We start from the raw sequence: 22,617 nt of genomic DNA, 5'->3' as shown, positions 1-22,617 counted from the left end.
TCTCCATTTCCTACAGTTTTATTGACTTGTACAGTGCCCGTTTCATTCCACTCTGCTGGATGGGATAATGGAATCCGGATTGTCCCCATTTAGCTGGCGAGAAACCGTACAAAGAGCATGTGAAAGCGCAAGTTTTAGGTGAACCCGCCCCAAATTCGATGCAAAGCCCAAACTAGCTAACCGTTGCTTTCCTCTCCGCTTCGCATTGTGACGAAGGTGGAACGCCGATTGCCTTATACATGTGCATGAGCCGAACGATGATTCTTGTAACATCAAAAAGGGTTTTGGAATGTAATCATCCCAAAACCCTTTGATCTGCATGCTGAGGCTTGCTTTAGTTCGTCGGTGTTTTTATGCTTCTTGTATTTGTTTTTCTTTTTTCTCATTTTTCTCTTTTTTGCTGGAGATGATCCACGCACCTGCCGCTATGCCAATCAATACCACCCAGAAAATTGATTTCCAAAGGGTGGATTCAGGGAAATGGTGGTCGATGACCGCCAGCGAAGGGTGTGCGAGTGTGTGTACCGCCAATTTCACTCCAACCCAACCTACAATCAAAAATGCTGCCGTTTCCAGTGAAGGACGCTGATGAAGCAATTTCACGAATCCATTTGCTGCAAATCGCATAATGATCAATCCAATCAGACCGCCGAGGAACATGACAGCGAATTGCCCTCCGTCAATACCGCCGACTTTCATCCAGCCTGTTGCAGGAAGTGTAACAGCAAGCGCGACGGCAGCAAGCATTGAATCGATTGCGAAAGCTATATCCGCCGCTTCAACCTTTACTACGGTCATCCAGAAGCCAGATTGCTTTTTAGGCTTCGTGATTTCCTTCTCACCTTTATGAGCGTATTTTTTATAAATGTTCTGAAAAGCAATGAACAGCAAGTAAATCGCACCGATTGCTTGAATTTGCCACACGTCGACAAGAAAGGAAATAAGGAATAGACTTGCAAAGCGGAAAACGAAAGCTCCCATTAGACCATAAAACAAGGCTTTACGTTGTTGTTCTTTCGGTAAATGCTTAACCATGACAGCCATGACGACTGCGTTATCCGCAGCGAGTATTCCTTCCAAACCGACCAAAATGAGAAGGACCCAGCCATATTCCAATAGTAATGATGCTTCCATCCATTCAACCTCCAATAGTTTGTATTCCCTTCCTATCGGCATCGGCAAAATAAAAAGACCTTTGCCATATAGGCAAAGGTCTTGCTGAACATGAAATCATGTCAACAAAGCCGATGAATGTTTCCATCCACGTAATGACGACTTTGTTTTAGGGCGAACCCTAACGCTACTCCCCTTTGAAAAGGAAAATCAGTTATTAAATATATTAATAGTATACGCCAGTATTATGAAAATAACAATCTTTTTTTAAAATCAATCAATCTTTTCGTTTCGCTTTGGATATTTTGATCAATTTCATATAATCTTTTCCAAATTCAATCCAGTTCGGTTTACCGGAAAAGTAGTTCCGGAACAATGATAAAAAGCTTGGGTATTTCCCCTCATATGGATACCATTGAATTTCTGTATCCTTTCGACCATTGTCTACCATGATCGCCTTTTCATGGCAAAATATCTTCAGTCCCTGTTCGCCATGATAACGGCCAACGCCACTTTGTTTCGCACCGCCAAATGGTAAATAATGATTGGCAACCGTAATGAGCACATCATTGATCGTCACCGCTCCTGTTACTAACTGTGATGCAATCCGTCTTGCTTTTTCCTTATCGATTGTCCATACGCTTGAATTAAGGCCATATTCACTTTCATTTGCCAGGGCGACCGCTTCCTCCTCGGAATCAAAAGGCATAACGGGCAATACGGGTCCGAATGTTTCTTCTTTCATGATCCTCATGGAGTGGTCGACATTGGACAAAATCACGGGTGGAATGAAATGGGTCCCTCCGGTTTTCCACTCTTTTGGGAGTTTTCCAGCTTCAAGTATCGCTCCCTTATCGAGCGCATCCTCCAAGTGTGCAGCCACAATATCCACCTGGCCCGGAAACGTCATCGAACCGATATCATCCTTTAAATCCGTCCCTTGCCTCATGGCTTCCGTTTTTTCTTTAAGCAGCGCGAGGAATTCCGGATAAACCGGGCGCTCGACATAAACCCTTTCGACACTCATACAGACCTGCCCGCTGTTCGTAAAGGCTCCCCAAAGTGCACCGTTCACTGCCCGTTCCAAGTTCGCATCACGCAGGACGATCATCGGATCCTTCCCCCCAAGCTCGAGAGTGGTGGGTATTAAATGTTTTGCCGCAACTTCGCCAATTATTTTTCCAGTCCTTACAGATCCGGTAAAAAAGATATAATCTGGTTTTTGCTCCGTCAACGCTGCGCCCAATTCCTTCCCACCATGGGCAAATTGGATCGTGTCCTTAGGGAAACCCGCTTCAACAAACAAATTTTCGATGCATACTCCAACCAGTGGAGTTACCTCCGATGGCTTGGCAATGACCGTATTTCCTGCTGCAAGTGCATTAAGAATGGGGACCATCGCCAGCTGGAACGGATAATTCCACGGCGAGATGACAAGCACGGTCCCACGTGGCATGTATTCAATATAAGATTTTTTCCCAATCAACATGAGCGGCGTGGCAGCCTTTTTTCCGGAAAGAGATTTAATCGCATGTTTTTCGATATGCTTGATCGCATCAATGGTTGGCATGATGTCTGCCACCAGTGCTTCAATTTTCAATTTTCCCGTATCTTTGGAAATGATTTCAGCTATCTCATCCATCTTTTCGACCATAAGCAGGCGAAGCTGTCGTAAATAATGCAGTCGTTCACTTATGGAAAGCTTCGACCATGTTTGGAACGAATGTCTTGATTTTGTATAGATAAGTGGAATTGACGACAGTGGCGTCGGTTCGATTTCGGCAATCTTCTCACCTGTTGCCGGGGAAAACACTTCCCACTTGTCATGTATTTCTTCCATAATTACTCCCCTTGCCTTACCTTATTTTAATTTGGTGATCTTCATCATGTTTGTGTTTTAAATAATACTCGACCATGGCAGGGACAGCTTCTTTAAAGCCAGGACAAATGATTCCTGAAGCGATTAAATCCGCTTGCGCTGAAGAGCAGTCAAAACGCCCTTTCCAGGTGAAATAATCAAGAGCCTCTTTTTCCACGCCTAAGAATCTCCGTACCTGACGTATGGATAAAAACCCCTTACTTAGTGACAAAGGGACATGGCCCTTTGGTTTTTTCTTGTACAATTCAGCAACGAAAAGCTCATAAATTTCACTAGCCGTACACGGGTTGGGATCGGTCAGATGATAGGTTTTTCCTGCACCTTCTTTATATAATGCCAGAAATGCAGTTGCCTGTATAATATAATCGATTGGAACAAGGTTCACGACCGTTTCCCTATCCGAAGAGATGTATGGGAAAAAAGGCAGGAAGCTTAAGCGATCAAGAAAATTAAGGATAAAATAGGGGCCATCGAATTTAATCGTTTGCCCTGTCTGAGAATGTCCCTTTACGATACCAGGCCTGATTATCGTGATGGGAATTTCTTTTTTTAGCTCCTCTACCATTAATTCAGCTTCATACTTTGTCTGTTCATAATGGTTCCTGAAGCTCATCGGCAGCTTCAATTCATGCTCGTATAAACACCCTTCCCGCCTCCCCGCTACATAAGCGGTGCTGAAATAGGTGTATCGCTTGAGTGCAATCACCCCTTTGGCCCATTCGTTTACTTGCTTGGTCCCCACAACATTGACAAGCCTGGCCAATTTTTCCGGGACAGCCAGATCGTATATCGCGGCAAGATGGAAAAGATGCGTGACTTGTTGCTGAAGTTCATGGTATACCTCCAATGAAAAACCAAGATGCTCCTTTGTAATATCCCCCATCAAGATTTCAAAGGCGATTTTCATACCATCCAAGTCATCTTCAATCCTTTTGATCTCCTTTTCTGCTTTTGCCCTTTGCTGAGGTAAAACGAGCAAATAAATCTTATTTATCCTTTCATCACGTTGAACTAGCTCCCTGATTAATTGATTACTGATGAAACCTGGAAAACCGGTGAAAAAATAAATGTGCCCCATGAAATCCACCCTCTCATCATTTCAATTGTCTTATGTTCTTCTAGACATAATAGTACTATTAATATGGAATATATAGTAAAATTTTGTTTTCCTAAAGGATTATTCATATTTTCTATCGAAGATAATAGATGTAGGAATGGATATTTTACGAGTAGTTGAAATGAAAATCACTTCCAATTATTCAGATAAAGTGTTTACTATTGTTTCTTGAAGGATAAATTCATGTTACACAATAAAAATTATTATCTATATAACTGATTTTCCGTTACTATATAAGAAGGCGATTTTTTCGCGCATACATATTTGAGGTGAGCGCACAAGTGAAAAGAATAATTAAAGCATACGACTTCCCTATTTTCATTGCTGTCGTATTACTCTGTTTGTTTGGTTTAGTGATGATTTATAGCTCGAGCATGATCACGGCTGTCGCTCGATACAAGGAGCCCATGGATTTCTTCTTTGAGAAACAAAAAATGGCTTTTATCATCTCATTTTTAGCAATGATCGTGACGATGATCCTTCCTTATAAGATGTACAAAAACAAAAACTTCTTGATGCTTATGATGTTGGGAATGGCCGGTATCCTTTTGCTGCTCTTTATCTTTGGCCATACAGCCGGGAATGCCACAAGCTGGTTTAAGATAGGAACAAAATCGATACAGCCAGCAGAATTTTCGAAGCTTGCCATGATCATTTATCTTGCAGCCATTTACGGAAAAAGGCAGGATCGAATCAACAGCATTGATAAAGCCGTCATCCCCCCGATTTTCTTTCTCGTATTCATTTGTTTTTTAATCGGGATACAACCTGACTATGGAACGGCAGCTGTCATTTTCCTGATCTCAAGTACCATGATCATTTCATCTGGCATGTCCTTCAAGAGTATATTCAAGCTTTCTTTGATTACTTCGATATTCGTTGCCATATTTGCATTGGGGATAATTCTGACAGGAAATTTATCATCGGTTTTCTCGGAAAATAAAGTGTCCCGTTTTACAGGGTTTGCAGATCCTTTTGGTCAAGAGGGTGGAAATGGGTACCAACTCGTGAATTCATTGTATGCAATAGGATCAGGCGGCCTTACAGGTGTCGGGCTTGGTGACAGTGTGCAAAAATACGGGTACCTGCCTGAATCCCATACGGATTTCATCATCTCCGTCATTGCAGAAGAGCTTGGAATATTCGGAGTGGGCTTCGTTTTATTGACTTTAGGTTTTATCGTCCTTAGAGGATTCATACTCTCAGCAAAGTGTAAAGACCCATTTGGCAGCCTATTATTGATCGGGATTTCTTCCATGATCGGCATTCAGGTCGGCATCAATATTGGCGGGGCGACTGGACTGATTCCCATCACAGGGATCACGCTTCCATTCATCAGCTATGGCGGTTCATCCCTACTGCTGCTCATGATTTCTATGGGTATATTCCAAAATGTCATCATGCGAATGAATCTACTGGAACAGAAAGAAAAGGTCATCTCCATACCAAAGGATGAGATCGCTTCAACGAAATAAGTGATTCTTCATGAAAAAACAGGCAGTCGCAATCGACCGCCTGTTTTTTCATTTATAGTGGATGCCTACTTTCGTAAAGCCCGAAATCAAACTGAGCAAAGGGCAAATTAAACAAAAGAAGGCAAAGGGCGCATATTCAAGCGTTGGAACACCCAAAACCTTTGTCAGGAATACACCGCAGACTCCCCATGGAACAAGTGGATTCACGACTGTTCCGGCATCTTCAAGTACCCGCCCAAGTGTTTTTGGCTGCAACCCTAGCTCTTCATATTTCTGCTGAAAGGCTTTCCCAGGCAGTATAACTGACAAATACTGTTCCCCCACCAGGAAATTCACACTGATTCCTGCAAATACGGTAGCGGAAATCAATCTTGCCACACTCGTCAAAGAATCCTGGACCGCATGCAGAATAGAAGGGATCACTCCTAATTCAAATAATAGTCCACCCATCGCCAAAGCCAACAACACCATAGAAACGGAGAACATCATACTTTCAATGCCGCCCCGCGATAGGATTGTGTCAAGCTGTGCCATCCCACTCTTCAGCACAAATCCGCCGTATAAAATATCCGCCATTTTTGCAACGGTCATACTTGGCGTTTGGATGAAAGCAATGACAGCCGCCGAAACGATTCCAGCTGACAATGTCGGAATCGCCGACACTTTTTTCAATGCCATGACCAGAATGATGACAAATGGAATCAAACTCCATATGCTAATGTTCGTTTCCATTTCCAAGGCCTTGGTCATGGCTTCTATCTCCTCAACACGAGACAGTTTGACATTCGGTGAAAGGAAGTAAAAAAAGATAAGTGATAGTAAAAAACCTGGAATCGTTGTCCACTGCATATTATTAATATGTTCAAATAGTGGCACTCCCACCGTTCCCGAAGCAAGGTTGGTCGAGTCGGATAATGGAGACATTTTGTCGCCAAGAAAAGCACCGGAAATGATTGCACCGGCTGTAATCGCCAGCGAAAGATCCAACGCCGACGCCATACCTATGAAAGCGACTCCGATCGTGGCTGATGTTGTCAATGAACTGCCGATGCATAGCCCGATTAACGAACACACCAGAAATGTGACCGCGTAGAAATATTTACCAGACATCCAGTCAAATCCATAAAACATGATGGTAGGGATTGTCCCGCTTGCCATCCAGATCGAAATGAGCATTCCAATGAAAAAGAATATATAAATGGCTCCCATACCAGATACTGCACCTTTGACGATGGCCGCCTCCATGATCGAAAATGGCAACTTCTTGATTTTTCCATAAATGAATAAAAAAAGGATGGCTGCAATAATCGGTATATGTGGTACAAGTTCATAATGGATGATTCCTATTGCAATAATTAAGAACAGCATCGCTAAAACACAAATAGCTTCAGGTAAAGAGAGTTTTAGCTTGGCATCGTCGAGACGCATGATGTATTTTCCCCGCTTTCATTTTGTATATTCTTGAGGTTTCTTTAGGTAAGACTGTAATCGATCATTGTCTACTGATACGCTTTTAAGCGTTAAAGTACCAGCTAAATATAAAGGAGTTGCTGCAGTTTGTCAAAGGAATTTTTTAGGAGCATCATTATTCGGATGAGATGGATTTGCCGTGCTGTTTGATTCTATAGTCCACTCCCTAGCTAGCAGAACAATGGAAGAAAGCAAGAAAAGCTCCATAATCAAAAAAAGCCCGTGTATACGACACGGGCTTTCATGATTATTTCAAATCCATGGGATTATATAATTCCACATCAGGATTTTTATCTTGGAACCAACGGAGTGCAAACTCATTTTCAAATAAGAATGCGTATTTATCAAAGCGGTCTTTAACAAGTATGCTTCTTGAGCTATGAAGATTTTCATCAAGCTTTTCGTCTTCGGCCCAGCGTGTAATTTTACTGCCCATGCGTTCCATCAGGACTTCAACATTGTATTCGTTCCTCATTCGATGCTCGAACACTTCGAATTGAAGCTGCCCGACGGCACCAAGGAGATATTCTTCCATTCGGACCGTCTTGAAGAGCTGTATTGCCCCTTCTTGGACCAGTTGGTTAATTCCTTTATGGAAATGTTTTTGTTTCATTACGTTCTTAGCCGTAACCCGCATGAATAGTTCCGGAGTGAACTGTGGTAACCTCTCGAATTGGAACATATCCTTGCTGGTCGTGATCGTGTCGCCGATTTGATAGTTCCCTGTATCATATAAACCGATGATATCACCGCTTACCGCCTCGTTTACCGTATTCCGATCATCAGCCATGAACTGGGTTGAAGAAGAAAGATTGATCGGCTTGCCCGTCCTGCTCAAGTTAACGCTCATTCCGCGCTCGAATTTACCGGAGCAAATGCGCAGGAAAGCGATACGATCACGGTGTTTTGGATTCATATTCGCTTGAATCTTGAAAATGAAGCCTGAAAAATCATTACTGACAGGGCTCATTTCACCAGATGTCGTCATTCGTGCTTGAGGAGCTGGTGCAAATTGAAGATAAGCATCCAAAAACGTCTGGACACCGAAAGTCGTCAAGGCACTTCCGAAGAATACAGGACTCAATTTTCCATTTGCGATGCTTTCTTCAGAGAATTGGTTGCCCGCTTCGGTCAGCAGCATGATTTCTTCCAAAGTTTGCTCATACAACTGGGAATCCTTAAGTGCATGATCGATTTCAAGTTCACCTTCAGCATTCAATGGAAGGAAACGCTCTTCGCCCTCCGTCTTGAACTGTTCAATGCGATTGTTGAATCTATCGTAAATGCCGACGAAGTCTTTTCCCATTCCAATTGGCCAGTTCATTGGATATGTCTCGATGCCCAATACCTCTTCAAGCTCGGCAAGCAACTCAAGAGGCATTTTACCTTGACGGTCCATTTTGTTGATAAACGTGAAAATCGGGATACCCCTCATTCGGCATACTTTGAATAATTTAACCGTCTGATCCTCGATTCCTTTTGCCGAATCGATGATCATCACGGCGCTATCAACAGCCATCAGTGTACGATAGGTGTCTTCACTGAAGTCTTGGTGACCTGGTGTATCAAGAATATTCACACGGAAATCATCATAATCGAATTGCATGACGGAGGATGTAACGGAAATTCCACGTTGTTTTTCAATCTCCATCCAGTCACTTGTTGCATACTTGCCAGTTTTTCTCGCTTTAACTGTTCCGGCATCGCGAATCGCACCGCCAAACAGCAATAATTTTTCGGTCAAAGTCGTTTTCCCGGCATCCGGGTGAGAGATGATTGCGAAGGTCCGACGCGATTGGACCTCATCTTTTAATGTAGTCATAAAATGTTCCTTTCGTTAGTGGAGTCAACAATTTCGAGAAAAATTTATAGGTGAACTTCTTGTATTTTTACATTGGAATGTCAACCTTTCTTTGTATGTAAAAAATCCTGATCATACACAATATATGTTAGGAAAATATATCATAAGGCTAAAGCCTTGGCTACTTGGCATTCATTTCAATCAACCTTACTATTTTAACACGATATGAAGGAAAGATGTAGAGGTGAATGAATCATAGGGTGAGGATTTGTTCGAAGCCAAACAAAAGACGCCTGTTCAGCGCCCTTTCTTATTATTTCTATGGTTTGCTCATTTCGCAACTTATCTTGCAGTTTTCATCGCTTTTTGATTTCGTTTATTTTTCCAGCGCTTCTTTACCTCTTTGAATATGATCGGCGCAGCAAAAATTAAGGCTCTTTTCAAAAGTTTCTTCATTATTCATCAGTCCTTTCTTCGTTAACCTTTACCCGCTTACTTCCTAATGAAAACGTGTTTGAGCTATTGTTTTTTTGAAAAATTCAACATTAGGCACCAAGTTAAGCGCTAATAATGGACGTCCCTCATTATTATTCCCCTGAAAAAAGGTATAAAATACCTTCATTTGTTTTATCCTTTATAAAGGTGGGTATATAGTAAAAACATTGGAAATATACTACATAAGAAAGCCTTCTAGCATTCACTTATTATCAAGCATCTTCCCATATGGATTCCAAGCTTGAGTGAGGGTTCTTGATAATGTGTGAAATGGATTCTTCCATCAAGGAAAAATTTTCACCATTAATTTTTTAACATTTTTAGGAGGATTCACCGAATGACAGTAACTGGCAAGGTAAAATGGTTTAATAGTGACAAAGGGTTTGGATTCATTGAAGTTCCGGACGGAGACGATGTATTCGTTCATTTTTCTGCGATTCAAGGAGATGGTTTCAAAACACTTGATGAAGGACAAGATGTCGAGTTTGAGATTGAAGAAGGTAACCGTGGACCTCAAGCAAAAAACGTCGTAAAACTATAAAGTTTGGAAACATCATCATAGGTCAAATGCAAACAAAGAGGATGCCGCCCACTTTCATGGGGCGGCATCCTCTTTGTTTGAGACAGCCTTGACGTCGACATCTACGTACAGATTTCGTTTCCTTAGCCCTTCATTCATTAAAATGGTCCAAAACGAAATCGGGAACATGGTCGCCGGAAAAACTCTTGATATCCACCTCCCTGCTATCTTTATAATGATAAACAGCTACATATTCACCACTCCAATCAACTTGGGCGTTTGCAATGAGCATATCAATTTCTGAAAGGGTGGTAATTTTCAAGCGATTGGGTTTTTGTTCGATTTGTCGGGCGAGCTCCTCTGCCGAGACCGAATTATAAATTGGCGATTCTGTCTTGGCAATCAGAATATAGGAGATGTCACTAGCCACTAGTCGTGCTTCGTCTGCTTTACCGGTTTGCTCCATCCATTTTGAAAACTGAGTGAAAGAGGAATCCCAATTCATATAAATGATTTTGTTATTACCCAAATATATATCAATCGTGGCATAGTCACCGAAAGAATTCGTCATTTGTGAGAGCGACTGATTTTTGAGGTCCTCGGACAGTGCCTGGACGGCTTCTTGGAGCTGATGGCCATCCTTGATCGTGACGGATTTATCCCCTTGCCCGCTCGCTTTTATCCTTATGTTGGTGACATCTTTAGCTGCCACATTCAGCAATTCATTCACCGTTTTTTTATATTCACTCGATTCATAAATTTTCGCCAGTAACGGCAGGTACGATTCATAGTTTTGCAAATGATACTCTCTCGCTATCCGTTTTCCATCCTTTAGTTGATACATGATGAATACGGATTGGCCGTCATTCCATTCACCCACGGAAACCGTTTTCCCCTTTTCGATAATTTCTTGATGCAATAACGTGACCGCCTCTATGTTTGCCTTCTCTTTAAGGGAAGTGGGACCGATATATGTGGTTTCATCCTCAAAATACAAAGGGGAGTTGCCAATATAGATCTGGCTGATTTCCCTTTTATCCGGAATGTTGGACTTATACCGAATGGGATCTATTTTCAAAATGAGCGCCAACCCAATGATGATCACCGTAAATACTAGATAGCCTTTCAGCTTGAACTTGATTCGCCAAGTCTTTTGCAGGACGATTTCCCCTAAATAATATCCGAACAAAGAGCCGATGATATATCCGAAGAAAATCCAGCCCATTCCACCGGTCGTTTCGCTAAAATAAAATCCTGAAAACAGCAGCATGCAAATCGTCAGACCGAATTTGAATAATGGCTTGAGCTTCGGGAAAACAAAGGCCTGCGAAACATGTTCCAGCTTCCTCCTTTGATAGATGACCAGAGACAGAAACGACAAAAGCAAGGTCAATAAAGCATAGATCAATGTTTGAGAGGAGAAAAATGTGATTTTCTCCATCTCGGTTGCAGCCAACAAGGGAGAAATTCCTGTCAGGTTGGTCCTTAAATAGTAATCCGCAGAAAATCCTGTTAAAAAAAACTTCATATTTGCTGCAAGCAACACAAATAATCCGACAGGCATTGCTAGAAATATATAAGTCAATAAGCCTTGCAGAGCCGATAACCCCGTTATCATTCCTATAAAAACAGCAACGGAAAAGATGACCGCTTCCAAAATGAATGTAATGCCCATCCAGGACCAAATATCCGCCAGCGAAAAAAGTCTTTCAATATCAATAGCAGATTGGAACAAAATCAAAATTGAACCGGTAAATATAATGGGCAAGGCTAAGAACAAAAAGCCCATCCCGACCATATGAAGATATACGGTACGTCTAGTGATGGGTAAACTATGAATAAAGTCCGATGCTTGTTTAATCTGTAAAAAACGAAAGAGAAAGATTGCAAGTAAGACTGGAATAACGATGACCAGGACAAATTGGATCATTTGCTGACTGGAGAAAAGGTTTTCAAATTCCACGAATTCATTTTTTTCATTCAAAATATACGTCAATATTTGCAAAGGGAGTGCAAACATGAGGCCAATTAAATGGAGAAAGCCAATCCAGCCGGTACTTCTGAAAATATAGATGATCAGTTCCCGATTAGGCCAGGGTATTCTGGATGACATAACCTATATCCCCCATTTCATAAATGAATATCTCCTCTAAAGTAAGGGGAAGCATATCGAAGATGTCAGGTTGAAACTGATTGAAGTGCGCTTTGATGCTCGTTTCCTTTCCTTTAACGATGCACACGATCACACTTCCTTGTCTTTGCTTGTCAAGAATTTGGATTCCGCGGTAAATCCCGTGAGGAATTTTATGTTTAAAGGCAATTTGCACTTTGTGTACATCCGCTTTTAAATCAGCCAGATCTTTTTGGATAACAAGCTTGCCGTTATGTAAGATTCCTACATGATCCGCCAAATCTTCAATTTCCCGGAGATTATGGGAAGAAATCAAGATCGTCATGTTCCTTTCTGCAACATCCTGAACCAATAACTGTCTCACATTTTTCCGCATGACCGGATCTAACCCATCAAAAGGCTCGTCCAATATCAGAACTTCAGGCATCGTAGCGAGGGCGAGCCAAAAAGCAACCTGTCTCTGCATCCCCTTTGAAAGTTTATGTATTTTGTATTGGAGGGGTATCGGGAATATTTCCTGCAGTTGATAGAAGCGTTCTTCGTTCCACATACGGTAAACACCCCTGTAAAAAAGGGCCATTTGCAAGATCGTATAGTTAGCCAGGAAATAAGGCGTATCAGGAAGGAAGAAACAACGATTTTTCACTTCACGGTTTTCGAAAACATGTAATCGGTCAATCAGTACCTCACCACTATCCTGAATCAGGTTGCCTGAAAGCATTTTTAAAAGAGTCGTTTTCCCTGCCCCATTGGAACCCAGCAAACCGAATATGGTGCCTTTTCCTATAGCCAAGGTGACGTTCCTGATCGCTTCTTTCCCTTCATATAACTTACTCACCTGCTTTATTTCAATCATGAATCTCCCCCCTTTCTCAATGGACTGATATCTTTTACCAATCGATGGATTTCATGTTTCTCGATGCCGATATACATAGCTTCAGCAAGCACTTTTTCAAGCTCGTTTCTGATTTTCACTTCCTTCAAGGAATTTTTGATGGATTTAGGAGGGGCGACGAAATTCCCTTTTCCGGGCAGTGTATATATATATCCGTCAGATTCAAGCTGTTTGTAAGCTTTCTGAATGGTATTGGGATTGATGGTCAATTCCTGTGCCAATAATCGGATCGATGGAAGCTGATTGTGCTCCAGTAAAACCTCATTGATCATTAGTTCCTTAAATTTATCCATCAATTGCTCATATATGGGTTTCCTGCTTTGAACATCCAACTCGATCATCAGGAGCCTCCCTCTTATATTGGTGTATTACACATACTAATACAGTTCATTATAAAACATTTTCTTCCAATTTAAAACCATTTTTAAACAATACTTTTACGTCTGACATTCATAAACTCTCATTCATTTTGTTTAATAAGACGTATTGTGGGGAACTAATGGTAGTAATCATTAAAAAAGGAGATGTTTACTTTGAAACCACTATATACAGCTACAGTTACCGTACACGGAGGACGAGAAGGACATGTTAAGTCAGAGGACGGAATCCTTGACTTCGATGTCAGATCACCTAAGGAACTAGGCGGTTCCGGTGAAAAGGCAACGAATCCTGAACAATTATTTGCAGCTGGCTATGCTGCCTGCTTTGATAGTGCCTTGAATCTTGTCCTGCAAAAGGAAAAGAAAAAAGCCGATACTTCCGTGACATCAAATGTCACGATCGGTAAAGATGAGGAAGACGGAGGCTTTAAATTGGCTGTAAGGCTGGATATTTCGATTCCTGACCTGAGCAAGGAAGAAGCCCAAGACTTTGTCAAAAAGGCCCATGCGACTTGCCCATACTCAAAAGCAACTCGCGGGAATGTCGACGTTACCCTTAATTTGGTATAAGGACAGATAGATGAAGGGAATGCCCCCCGGTTAAAAGGGGGCATTCCCTTTTTCATTTAACTTCTTCCAATTTCTTCAACTTGAACAAAAAGCCCAGTCCTATGACCGCCATGATGATCAGTGACCCCAATGCCATCCGGCTCGCCAATGTCCCAAGCTCATGAAAAACCAACGTAATCGTTCCATATAATAGAGGGCCAATGATGGAAGAAACCTTTCCAGAGAAAGCAAATAATCCAAAGAATTGACCTCTCTTCTTCTTGGGCGTCAGTTCAATGATATACGTCCTTGAGGTCACCCACATCGAGCCAAGCGAAACGCCAAACATACTTCCTGCAATCCAGAACCAAAGAGCGGTTTGTGCGAATACCGCGATAAATAAAGCGACCAAGAGCAGCATCCCCACATATGTCACAGCAAGCCGAGGTCCCTTCGACTGTGTGATATATCCAAAAAGGAAAGAGCCGGCAATACTCGATATCGTCGATACCAAGTAAAGCAAAATGAACCCGCTTGAGGAAAATCCCACGACAGTCTTGGCATAGACAGCCATCATGCCAATCGTCGTCGCAATGGCGTCGTTTAAAAAGAAATAGGCGATCATGAAAGTGAATATCGAGCGATAGGACCTCATCTCTTTGAATGTTGCCTTGATTTCCTTATAACCGGATATGAACGGTTGTTTTGCTTTTTGCGGTTTTGGCGTCTCCTTAACAAAAATGAATAAGGGAAGGGAAAAAACGAGAAACAAAATGGCTGTAGGCATGAAGGCTTCATGTGAGCTTCCTTTACTGATGAATGGATAAATGGACAGCCCCACTAACGTTCCTAGGTAGCCAACGGCCACGCCAAATCCCGATATAAGCGGCATTTGCTCTTTCGTACCTAAATCGCTCATCATCGTATCATAGAAAACGAGACTGGAATGATAGAAAAACTTAGCGATGACAAATAATAGAATGACAATGGTCAATGAAACGGGAATGCCAAGGAACAGTCGATCAAATGAGGCTCCCCCAAAAACCCCCATGAAAAATGTGCTTATAACGGAAATGAGTGTAAAAATCACGATATATTTTTTCATCTTTCCGGTTCGATCGATCATGACGCCAAACAACGGTGAAAACAAAACAAGAAATAAACTGGCCATCGCATTTGCGTAGGAAATGAAGGTACTGGCAATTTGATCAAGAACAGCATTATCCCCAATTTGCTCCTGAAGGAAAAACGGAAAGAAAATCGTATTGATATTAGAAGAAAAGATCGTATTGGCAAAATCGTATAATGCCCAAGAGAGAACGGGAACCGAAAAATATAAACCAAGATTCCCCTTCCACTTTCCAGGGTTCTTTTTCATCTGCTTCCCCCCTTATTATTCCTTTAACTATATGTATTCCATCACTCATCAATAAATCCTTTTCATTCTCGAATATAGGTTGACATCACTGTAGTAAGATACATGCTTTTTCCTTATCCAACATGTAAAATGATGAAATGAGGCTGCCAATGGACAAACTTATTTTATTTTCTTTAAGCTAGGGTAAAGGATAACCAGGAAGTTTATTTTTGTTACTAAAAGGAGTGTCAATGGTGATTGGATTTTTCTTGATAATTTTGATGATCGTAATTTTCCTCTTCGCCCTTAAGCTGAACGGTTCGAAGAGTGTCTTCCAAGAGAACTTCAATATCCAGCATTCCCCCCTCAAAATCGGACATCGCGGCGCTGCTGGACATTGCCCTGAGAATACGGTCGCTTCTTATAAGAAGGCGATCGAATTGGGAGCTGAAGTGCTTGAGGTGGATATTCATCTTAGTAAGGATGATGTACTTGTGGTTCATCATGACCCGACGCTGGATCGGACGACTAGCGGTAAAGGAAGACTCCGCGATTACACAGCTGCCGAATTAAAGGAATTCGATGCCGGGAGCTGGTATCATTCACGTTTCAAAAACGAGCGGATTCCTTTATTAAGTGAAGTATTCGAAAGATTCCGGACCGAGGCTGGGTTCTTAATCGAAATAAAACACCCATCCCTTTATCCCGGCATTGAAGCAAAGCTAGCGGAAGAGATAAGGAAGTACATCGGAAGCGCATCCTTTAGTAATCCGATCATGGTTCACTCGTTCGATGCGGATTCCATGAGAAGATTTCATTTACTGATGCCTGAAGTACAAGTTGGGGTACTGATAAAGCGGAGGATCAATGACGATGCATTAAAGGAAATAGCGAAGTTCGCTTCATTTTTAAATCCCAAGCAGACGATCCTGGATCCGAAGCTTCAGCTGCGGATTCAAAAGCATGGGATGAAGGTATATACTTGGACAGTCAACAATAAAAAACGGATGCGCATGTTCGAGAAAATGAAAGTAGACGGCATCATTTCAGATTTCCCTGATTATTTCTCGGATTGAAACGCTTGGAGGTCCTCCCCCTCTGTTTGGTTATTAAACAAAAAGGTTACGGAATGGCTGCTTCCGTAACTTTTTTTGTTTTCATTAAGAAATTGTTGCACAATGACCCTCCTGCGGGAATCCATGTCCAAGGAAGAGTCCACAGGCGCAAGCGACGCGCAGGCTCACGGACCGACTCTGGAAAGCTAAGTGCCTGCAGTGAAATGACACGCTCAAAGTCCCATTTCTCCAAAACTATGGATTGTTCGCGCAACTTAAGGCGATTGCTTTTTAAAAGCATTGAAAGGCCTGTATTTCACTTGCGTCGGTTCCATAATAAGACCATCGCTGCTGACTTTTTCTCCATCGGTAGCCCGCTACGGAATTATAGCCGACATAAGTGGGGTAAAACCAAAACGAGCGGCCGTTTCTTAGCCAAACATACGTATTTTGGTATAAGCACCCTTTCATTGAACCTGGATCTAGCGCCTGTAGCATACCTCCAGTAAGCTTTGGAATGAATAAAGGCGGCGCCATATGCGGCGGGCCCCCTCCTTGTGGAGGCCGCGGCGGGCTTGCCTGTCCCCCGCCCTGGTAAGAGCCTGAAGGGCCAGGAGGTCCAGGCATCCTTTCAGCCAATTGTTGATTTTCAATTGTATCTGGTGCTGCCCATAAATCATGAGCAGTGGTTTGTGGGTGTATATTTTGATAAACATCATTTCCAGGTTGGTAATAGTTATTATGTTGATTGAACGAATCGTACGGTTTCATCCATCTTCACCTCATGATTGAACTTCCTTTTATTCTTATGTAGTCGAAGGATCATATGTGCAATGGCCGCATCCATTCCATTCATGCTTCTGGAATATCCTTGGGCCTTTCTCATCAACTTCATCGAAGTGAAAATATTCCCTGTTTATTTTTTGAAAATATCCCTATATTTTTTGGCATTATTGCATTAGAATTTGATATAGTGTTCTTAATGATTTAAACTCAGTATGATCGGATTTGATTTTAGCGGTCAACTGAATGACATTTTCCTATCTTAGACAAAAACGAGGGATTCCTATGTGGGAATTATTATTAGAATTCGATTATCAAACCGTTCGTCATGCGGTATGGGCAGGTTACTTGTTGACCTTTGTCTTTCCACTGGCGGCGTTTTACTTCTTAAATAAAAAGCAATCACACTTGAATGATAAATATCAAGCTTCCGTCCATTCCGATCAAAGTAAATCCCCTGTTCATACAGGCAGCACTTTTGACTGGCGCGGTGCACAGCGCTTTTTCACATTTATCAGGCAAAAGGATTCACCCGATGATTCCGATGAGCCAAGCCTCCTACTTGTTGTTTAAACAAAAACAATTTGAGGAGGAATTATTTTGAAGAAGAAAAGCGTGTTACTTATTACGGTACTGATCCTGGCAACGGTCCTTTTGTCAGGTTGCTCTGCAGCTGCAAGCGGTCCATTTCATACAGGTTTGGTCAATCCAATGACGAAAATGCTTGAATTCAATGCCAATTTATTTAATGGTAACTATGGGTTGAGCATCATCATGATGACATTTTTCATCCGTCTTGTCCTGCTCCCGTTGACTGCCAAGCAATATAAAACACAGCTCAGCATGAAAACGAAGATGAATGGCCTGAAGCCTGAAATGACTGCCATCCAACAGAAGATTAAAGAAACGAAAGATCCGGCTAAACAAAAAGCCCTGCAGCAGGAAATGATGCAGCTTTACCAAAAGCATGGAGTCAACCCGTTAAACATGGGTTGTCTGCCACTATTGATCCAAATGCCGATCTTGATGGGTTTTTATTATGCGATTAAAGGATCCCATGAAATTGCGACACATAACTTCCTTTGGTTCAGCCTTGGCCAGCCGAATATTGCCATGGCGATTATTGCCGGTGTCATTTATTATTTCCAATCGGTCATTTCCATGAGACAAATGCCCGAGGAACAGCAGAAACAAATGAAGCTGATGAGCCTGCTCTCACCAGTGATGATTTTATTCATTTCTTTCTCCGCTCCTGCCGCCTTGCCATTGTATTGGTCAATCGGTGGATTATTCATGATCGCCCAGACGATCGTCCTGCAACGCGTATATAAAAAAGACCACGTCAGTGTCCCTGCCGGGAATGAGACGGTTATCAAAAAAAGCTAATTCATTTTGAAACGTACCCTCGAGGGCAGTTGCTTTAGAACAACTCTGCTTAGAGGGTACGTTTCTCTATAAACAAGCACAAATGAAAGAACGTGCACTCCGCCGGGCGAAATGCACGTTCTTTCATTTTTTTGATAAGCTGTCGCTGGAAACCTTTTGAAAAAACTGCTCGACATATTCGAAATCCGTGTAGAAGAAAAGTAACAGATCTTCTGGTCGAGATGCTTCCCAAGCGTTCATGAATGCATCCAACTCATTCAAAACGACCCTGGCCCGATTCTTATGCAGCCCTGCTTCTTCCGCAGCTTCCTGGAGCAGCCTGGCTACTTCGCATGGCTTCCTTCCCCGTAAATCGTCATCTTCCTTAATGATGAATAAATCGGAATGGACGGCCGCCACCTTGGCAAGCCTGATGAGCTCCTCATCAACACGGTCTCCCGGACCGGCCAGAACGGTGATAAGTCGATTTCTGTTATAGGCACCCACCGTTTCGAATATTGCCTTCAACCCCGCCTCATTATGGGCATAGTCGATGATGATGGTTCGCCCATTCAATTTCTTTAAATTGAAACGTCCTTTTGACAAGCTGGTATCAGGCATAAAAGTCACTGCCTTCTTTCGTAGTTCTTCCATGGATACGCCTTGTGTATGGGCTGCAGCTAATGCCTGAAGCAAATTGGCGATATTATGACGGGCCATCCCCGAAATCGTGATGGGAATCATGGTACAATCCATGAACGGCTGTGTGACACCTGCTGATGAATGCAGTATCATCCCTTGTTCATTTACGAACCAAACCTTTCGGCCAATTTTAATCGCTTCCTTCACTAAAGGCTGATTGGAGTCAGTCGATGTATAAATGACTTCCCCTTCTGTATATGCCCCCATAGCGGCCACCTTCGGATCATCAGCATTCAGGATACAATACCCCGTATCCAGAACGACTTCGGCTATCAGACGCTTTAATTTCACAAGATCCTCCATCGTATCCATTCCATCACAGCCGAGATGATCTTCACTCACATTCGTAATGACACCCACATCACATTGGCGGAAGGCCAGGCCTTCACGCAAGATCCCTCCTCGTGCCGTTTCCAAAACCGCTGCATCGACTTCAGGATGGGACAGCACCATCCTTGCACTGATCGGTCCGCTGCAATCACCTTGATCCAATATGTCTTCACCTATATAGACCCCATCTGAATTGGTCATTCCAACCTTGGTGTCATCATTTGAAAGGAAATAATGAATCATTCTGGTCGTCGTCGTTTTTCCATTCGTTCCCGTCACTGCGATGACCGGTATCGCCGCATCTTCCCGGGACGGGAATAAATAATCGATGATGGCTTTGCCAACATCCCGTTTTTCCCCTTCACTCGGATAATGGTGCATCCGGATACCCGGAGCAGCGTTGACTTCAATGATCGCCGTCCGCGAATCATTAAGCGGCATTGAAATATCCTCACAAATAAAATCAATTCCGGCAATATCCAATCCAATCGCTTTTGCAGCTGCAATCGCCATTTTCTTAATGGTTGGATGGACCTGCTCCGTTACATCGATAGCCTTGCCGCCAGTCGATAGATTTGCGTTGCCGGCAACTTGGACCAGCTCCCCTTGCTTCGGGATCGAGTCGAGTGTCCGATTCGTTTTTTCCAAGTAGCATGTCACGGTATGTGTCAGCGGGATTTTAGACATTGGTTTTTCATGGCCATCGCCCCGCAAAGAATTGCGGTTTTCCTTTTCTATCAATCTGCGTATCGTTTCTTTTCCGTTTCCGATCACATAGGGTGGAAGCCTCAAACTGGTCGCTATAAGCTCCCCATTCACGATAAGCATACGGTAATCATGTCCTTCAATATGCCGTTCGACGATATATTTCTTCACGTACGCTTCCAGGCAATTGATGACATTGAAGAGTTCATCCTTATTCTTGATATGGGTGATGACACCTTGTCCCTGCCTGCCGTTATACGGTTTTATAACGAGCGGAAAACCGATCCTGTCCGCCGTTTCGAATATCTCTTCAATCGAATGGGCTATTTCCCCTTCAGGAACCGGAAGGCCGCACCCTTTTAAGATCGATTTTGTTAAAGATTTATCACAGGCATTTTCGACCGCGATATTCGAGGTTTGACTTGAAATGGTAGCCTGAACGAATTTCTGCCTAGAACCTGTCCCTAAACGCAGCAAACTATCATCGCCAATACGTTCTACTGGGATGTTTTTTTCATATGCAGCCTTAAATATCGCTTCTGTACTTGGTCCCAATTTATTTTTATAATATAAATCTTCTATTTGTTTTACATGGAATTGGACATTTATCTCTTTTTCATCATTGAGGATGGCTTCCACGATTTCCTTTGCTGCCAAGAAGGCTTGGAGACCGGATTCCGGCTCTTGATAGTCAAAGGTAACCTGGTAATGTCCCTTTTTTTCCATCATGATCGTTTTTCCGCGAATGACATCGATTCCTGCCAGGTTTTGTAGCTCGATCGCCATATGCTCCAAAACATGCCCCATCCAAGTACCTTGGCGCAGCCTCTCGGCAAAACCTCCCCGATACCCTTTGGAGCATGTATGGCTTCCGAGATTCGGGAGCGTTTTCAACAGATTTTCATTGAATCCTGGAATGGTATCGGAAGGTTTCTCTTCCAGTTCCTCCAAATCCAATTCAATGCAGATCGTCGGAGTATATGCAAAATAATTGGGTCCTTTTAAGTAACGGACTCTCTTGATTATCATGGTTGGATCCCCTTTTTCATTAACAATTTCCTGGTCACCAGGTCAAAACGATAGCCTCTTGTAAGAGCATGAAGGCAGAATCCCGAGAGAGTCAGCTCTTCACTTCCATTATCGGAGGTCGTGACGTGAATATAATCACTTTTGCTGCCATCAAGCACCAGTACTTCATGTTGCCCATAGACTTCAAAAAGGCCGTCTTTAACTAAAATGGCTGTATTTTCATCGATGCCAATGCCCAGCAATTCCTTGTTTACCGCTATTGCACTTAACAGACGGTCGAACCGGCCGCGCTGGGAAAAATGCTGATCGATTAGCAAACCATCCAGGAACCCGAAACCTATTCCAATCTCGACCTTTAACTTATCATCATTCAGCATCGTGTCGGCAGCGACAATCATATGCTTGCCAATAATGGAAGCACCGGCACTGGTCCCCGCTATCACCATCCCTTGATGCCATGCTTTGGAAAGTGCTTGGTGGAACTTGGATTGACCGATCCGTTCGGATAGCCGGCTTTGGTTGCCTCCCGTTATGAAAAGCGCAGAAAGGGATTCCAGCTGTTCGCACATGAGGGGATCATCTGCCTCTTCCCGCGAATCCAGCTTGATCACTTCAACCCTGTCAACGCCTAAAGCTCTAAAAATCTTGATATACTGTTTGCTCATCTCTTCAGGAATTTCACTCGCTGTAGGCAGGATTCCAATCCCGCCATCGGAACGACGAAGAGCAAGCTCGACAAATTTATTTAACACTTCACCTTCAAGGCACTTATCCTCGGCACCGCCAATGATAAGCAATTCACCACAATTCATTCCTTATAATCACCCTTACTTCATTAATTACTCTGTCAGAACACATAATGACTAGTATGGCATCTTGAGCCAGTATTCATTCATTAAATTGGCAAACTGCAGAATTTTGTTTAACTTTATGAAAAAAGAGGAAAAGTATAAGAGTAAAAAATAAAAGGAGTGTGCGAAGATGAGCCAAAACCAATTAAAAGAAAAAGTATTGAATATCCTCAGTGATTCTAAGACTGGAGTTTTATCATCTGTAGAAAATAACAAACCACATTCACGCTACATGACATTTTTTAACGACGATTTGACTTTATACACACCATCAAGTGCCAAGACGGAAAAAATTGATGAAATCGAAAAAAACCCTAATGTCCATATCCTGATCGGCTATGAAAATGAAGGATTAGGTGATTCTTATTTAGAAATATCCGGAACCTCGAAAGTGAACGATTCACAGGACCTGAAGGATAAATTATGGCATGAGTCGTTTGAACATTGGTTCGAAGGTCCCAATGACCCTAACTATATCATTCTGCAAATCAAGCCGGACAGCATCCGGTTGATGAATAACAATGGTGAGCCGCCACAAGAATTGTCATTATAGAAACGGACGTGTCTATACCCATTTTATTTGCCCACATAAAAGCCCACCTCCTATGAAAGGAG

General features: G+C 42.5%; 19 protein-coding genes. 7 read left to right on the top strand and 12 right to left on the bottom strand.

Translation table 11 applies throughout. The features are described from left to right. Positions 1-351: 351 nt before the first annotated feature. From CVN76_RS28220 to CVN76_RS28210, 3 genes are all read right to left on the bottom strand, one after another. Positions 352-1,134 carry a TerC family protein gene (locus CVN76_RS28220; protein ID WP_100533942.1) on the bottom strand — a complete coding sequence of 261 codons (783 nt, stop codon included), beginning with the start codon at positions 1,132-1,134 and terminating at the stop codon, positions 352-354. 256 nt (positions 1,135-1,390) lie between these two features. Next, a complete protein-coding gene (locus tag CVN76_RS28215; RefSeq protein WP_100533941.1) occupies positions 1,391-2,953 on the bottom strand; it encodes an aldehyde dehydrogenase family protein in 1,563 nt (520 codons plus the stop codon). 16 nt (positions 2,954-2,969) lie between these two features. Then, a complete protein-coding gene (locus tag CVN76_RS28210) occupies positions 2,970-4,070 on the bottom strand; it encodes an SDR family oxidoreductase (RefSeq protein WP_100533940.1) in 1,101 nt (366 codons plus the stop codon). Positions 4,071-4,390: 320 nt separating this feature from the next. Here CVN76_RS28210 and CVN76_RS28205 point away from each other — a divergent pair, with 320 nt between their 5' ends. Then, complete coding sequence (locus CVN76_RS28205; protein ID WP_061144483.1) at positions 4,391-5,584, top strand: FtsW/RodA/SpoVE family cell cycle protein; 1,194 nt, start codon at positions 4,391-4,393, stop codon at positions 5,582-5,584. 48 nt (positions 5,585-5,632) lie between these two features. On the opposite strand, the gene nhaC is transcribed toward CVN76_RS28205, so the two are convergent. Both nhaC and CVN76_RS28195 read right to left on the bottom strand, forming a co-directional pair. Next, entirely contained in the window at positions 5,633-7,012 is a 1,380-nt protein-coding gene (gene nhaC / locus CVN76_RS28200; RefSeq protein WP_100533939.1) for a Na+/H+ antiporter NhaC, read from the bottom strand. A gap of 289 nt (positions 7,013-7,301) precedes the next feature. Then, positions 7,302-8,876 carry a peptide chain release factor 3 gene (locus CVN76_RS28195; RefSeq protein WP_100533938.1) on the bottom strand — a complete coding sequence of 525 codons (1,575 nt, stop codon included), beginning with the start codon at positions 8,874-8,876 and terminating at the stop codon, positions 7,302-7,304. Between the two features lie 811 nt (positions 8,877-9,687). Between CVN76_RS28195 and CVN76_RS28190 the strand changes: the two genes are divergently transcribed. Next, on the top strand, positions 9,688-9,891 hold the full coding sequence (locus CVN76_RS28190) for a cold shock domain-containing protein (RefSeq protein ID WP_100533937.1): 204 nt from the start codon (positions 9,688-9,690) through the stop codon (positions 9,889-9,891). A gap of 130 nt (positions 9,892-10,021) precedes the next feature. Here the strand turns inward: CVN76_RS28190 and CVN76_RS28185 are convergent, their stop codons facing one another. Genes CVN76_RS28185 through CVN76_RS28175 form a run of 3 tightly spaced genes read right to left on the bottom strand, consistent with a single transcriptional unit; the run spans position 10,022 to position 13,237 of the window. After that, a complete protein-coding gene (locus CVN76_RS28185; protein ID WP_100533936.1) occupies positions 10,022-11,983 on the bottom strand; it encodes a DUF6449 domain-containing protein in 1,962 nt (653 codons plus the stop codon). Beyond that, the gene (locus tag CVN76_RS28180) at positions 11,958-12,857 is read right to left on the bottom strand and encodes an ABC transporter ATP-binding protein (RefSeq protein WP_100533935.1); all 900 of its coding nucleotides are present in this window, start codon (positions 12,855-12,857) and stop codon (positions 11,958-11,960) included. Before CVN76_RS28180 ends, CVN76_RS28185 begins: the two co-directional genes overlap by 26 nt. Beyond that, on the bottom strand, positions 12,854-13,237 hold the full coding sequence (locus CVN76_RS28175; protein WP_061144477.1) for a GntR family transcriptional regulator: 384 nt from the start codon (positions 13,235-13,237) through the stop codon (positions 12,854-12,856). Before CVN76_RS28175 ends, CVN76_RS28180 begins: the two co-directional genes overlap by 4 nt. A gap of 192 nt (positions 13,238-13,429) precedes the next feature. On the opposite strand from CVN76_RS28175, the gene CVN76_RS28170 reads away from it, so the two are divergent. After that, the gene (locus CVN76_RS28170; RefSeq protein WP_100533934.1) at positions 13,430-13,846 is read left to right on the top strand and encodes an organic hydroperoxide resistance protein; all 417 of its coding nucleotides are present in this window, start codon (positions 13,430-13,432) and stop codon (positions 13,844-13,846) included. A gap of 52 nt (positions 13,847-13,898) precedes the next feature. Here CVN76_RS28170 and CVN76_RS28165 read toward each other — a convergent pair whose 3' ends face one another. Next, complete coding sequence (locus CVN76_RS28165; protein WP_100533933.1) at positions 13,899-15,203, bottom strand: MFS transporter; 1,305 nt, start codon at positions 15,201-15,203, stop codon at positions 13,899-13,901. Positions 15,204-15,433: 230 nt separating this feature from the next. On the opposite strand from CVN76_RS28165, the gene CVN76_RS28160 reads away from it, so the two are divergent. Further along, complete coding sequence (locus CVN76_RS28160; protein WP_100533932.1) at positions 15,434-16,258, top strand: glycerophosphodiester phosphodiesterase; 825 nt, start codon at positions 15,434-15,436, stop codon at positions 16,256-16,258. A 270-nt stretch (positions 16,259-16,528) separates the two neighbouring features. Here CVN76_RS28160 and CVN76_RS28155 read toward each other — a convergent pair whose 3' ends face one another. Further along, positions 16,529-17,008 carry a transporter gene (locus CVN76_RS28155; RefSeq protein ID WP_100533931.1) on the bottom strand — a complete coding sequence of 160 codons (480 nt, stop codon included), beginning with the start codon at positions 17,006-17,008 and terminating at the stop codon, positions 16,529-16,531. A gap of 297 nt (positions 17,009-17,305) precedes the next feature. Between CVN76_RS28155 and CVN76_RS28150 the strand changes: the two genes are divergently transcribed. Then, a complete protein-coding gene (locus tag CVN76_RS28150; RefSeq protein WP_061144472.1) occupies positions 17,306-17,593 on the top strand; it encodes a hypothetical protein in 288 nt (95 codons plus the stop codon). A 27-nt stretch (positions 17,594-17,620) separates the two neighbouring features. Then, the gene (gene yidC, locus CVN76_RS28145) at positions 17,621-18,406 is read left to right on the top strand and encodes a membrane protein insertase YidC (RefSeq protein ID WP_100533930.1); all 786 of its coding nucleotides are present in this window, start codon (positions 17,621-17,623) and stop codon (positions 18,404-18,406) included. A gap of 123 nt (positions 18,407-18,529) precedes the next feature. On the opposite strand, the gene cphA is transcribed toward yidC, so the two are convergent. Both cphA and CVN76_RS28135 read right to left on the bottom strand, forming a co-directional pair. Then, positions 18,530-21,151 (bottom strand): cyanophycin synthetase, encoded by a 2,622-nt coding sequence (cphA, locus tag CVN76_RS28140; RefSeq protein WP_100533929.1) that lies wholly within the window; start codon positions 21,149-21,151, stop codon positions 18,530-18,532. Continuing rightward, on the bottom strand, positions 21,148-21,963 hold the full coding sequence (locus CVN76_RS28135) for a cyanophycinase (RefSeq protein WP_061144470.1): 816 nt from the start codon (positions 21,961-21,963) through the stop codon (positions 21,148-21,150). Before CVN76_RS28135 ends, cphA begins: the two co-directional genes overlap by 4 nt. A 169-nt stretch (positions 21,964-22,132) precedes the next feature. On the opposite strand from CVN76_RS28135, the gene CVN76_RS28130 reads away from it, so the two are divergent. Continuing rightward, positions 22,133-22,555 (top strand): pyridoxamine 5'-phosphate oxidase family protein, encoded by a 423-nt coding sequence (locus CVN76_RS28130; RefSeq protein ID WP_100533928.1) that lies wholly within the window; start codon positions 22,133-22,135, stop codon positions 22,553-22,555. Positions 22,556-22,617 lie beyond the last annotated feature (62 nt).

Source organism: Bacillus sp. mrc49 (genome assembly GCF_002803435.1).
The sequence above is the reverse complement of the archived record's forward strand: the minus strand, read 5'-3'. Positions and strand labels throughout refer to the sequence as shown.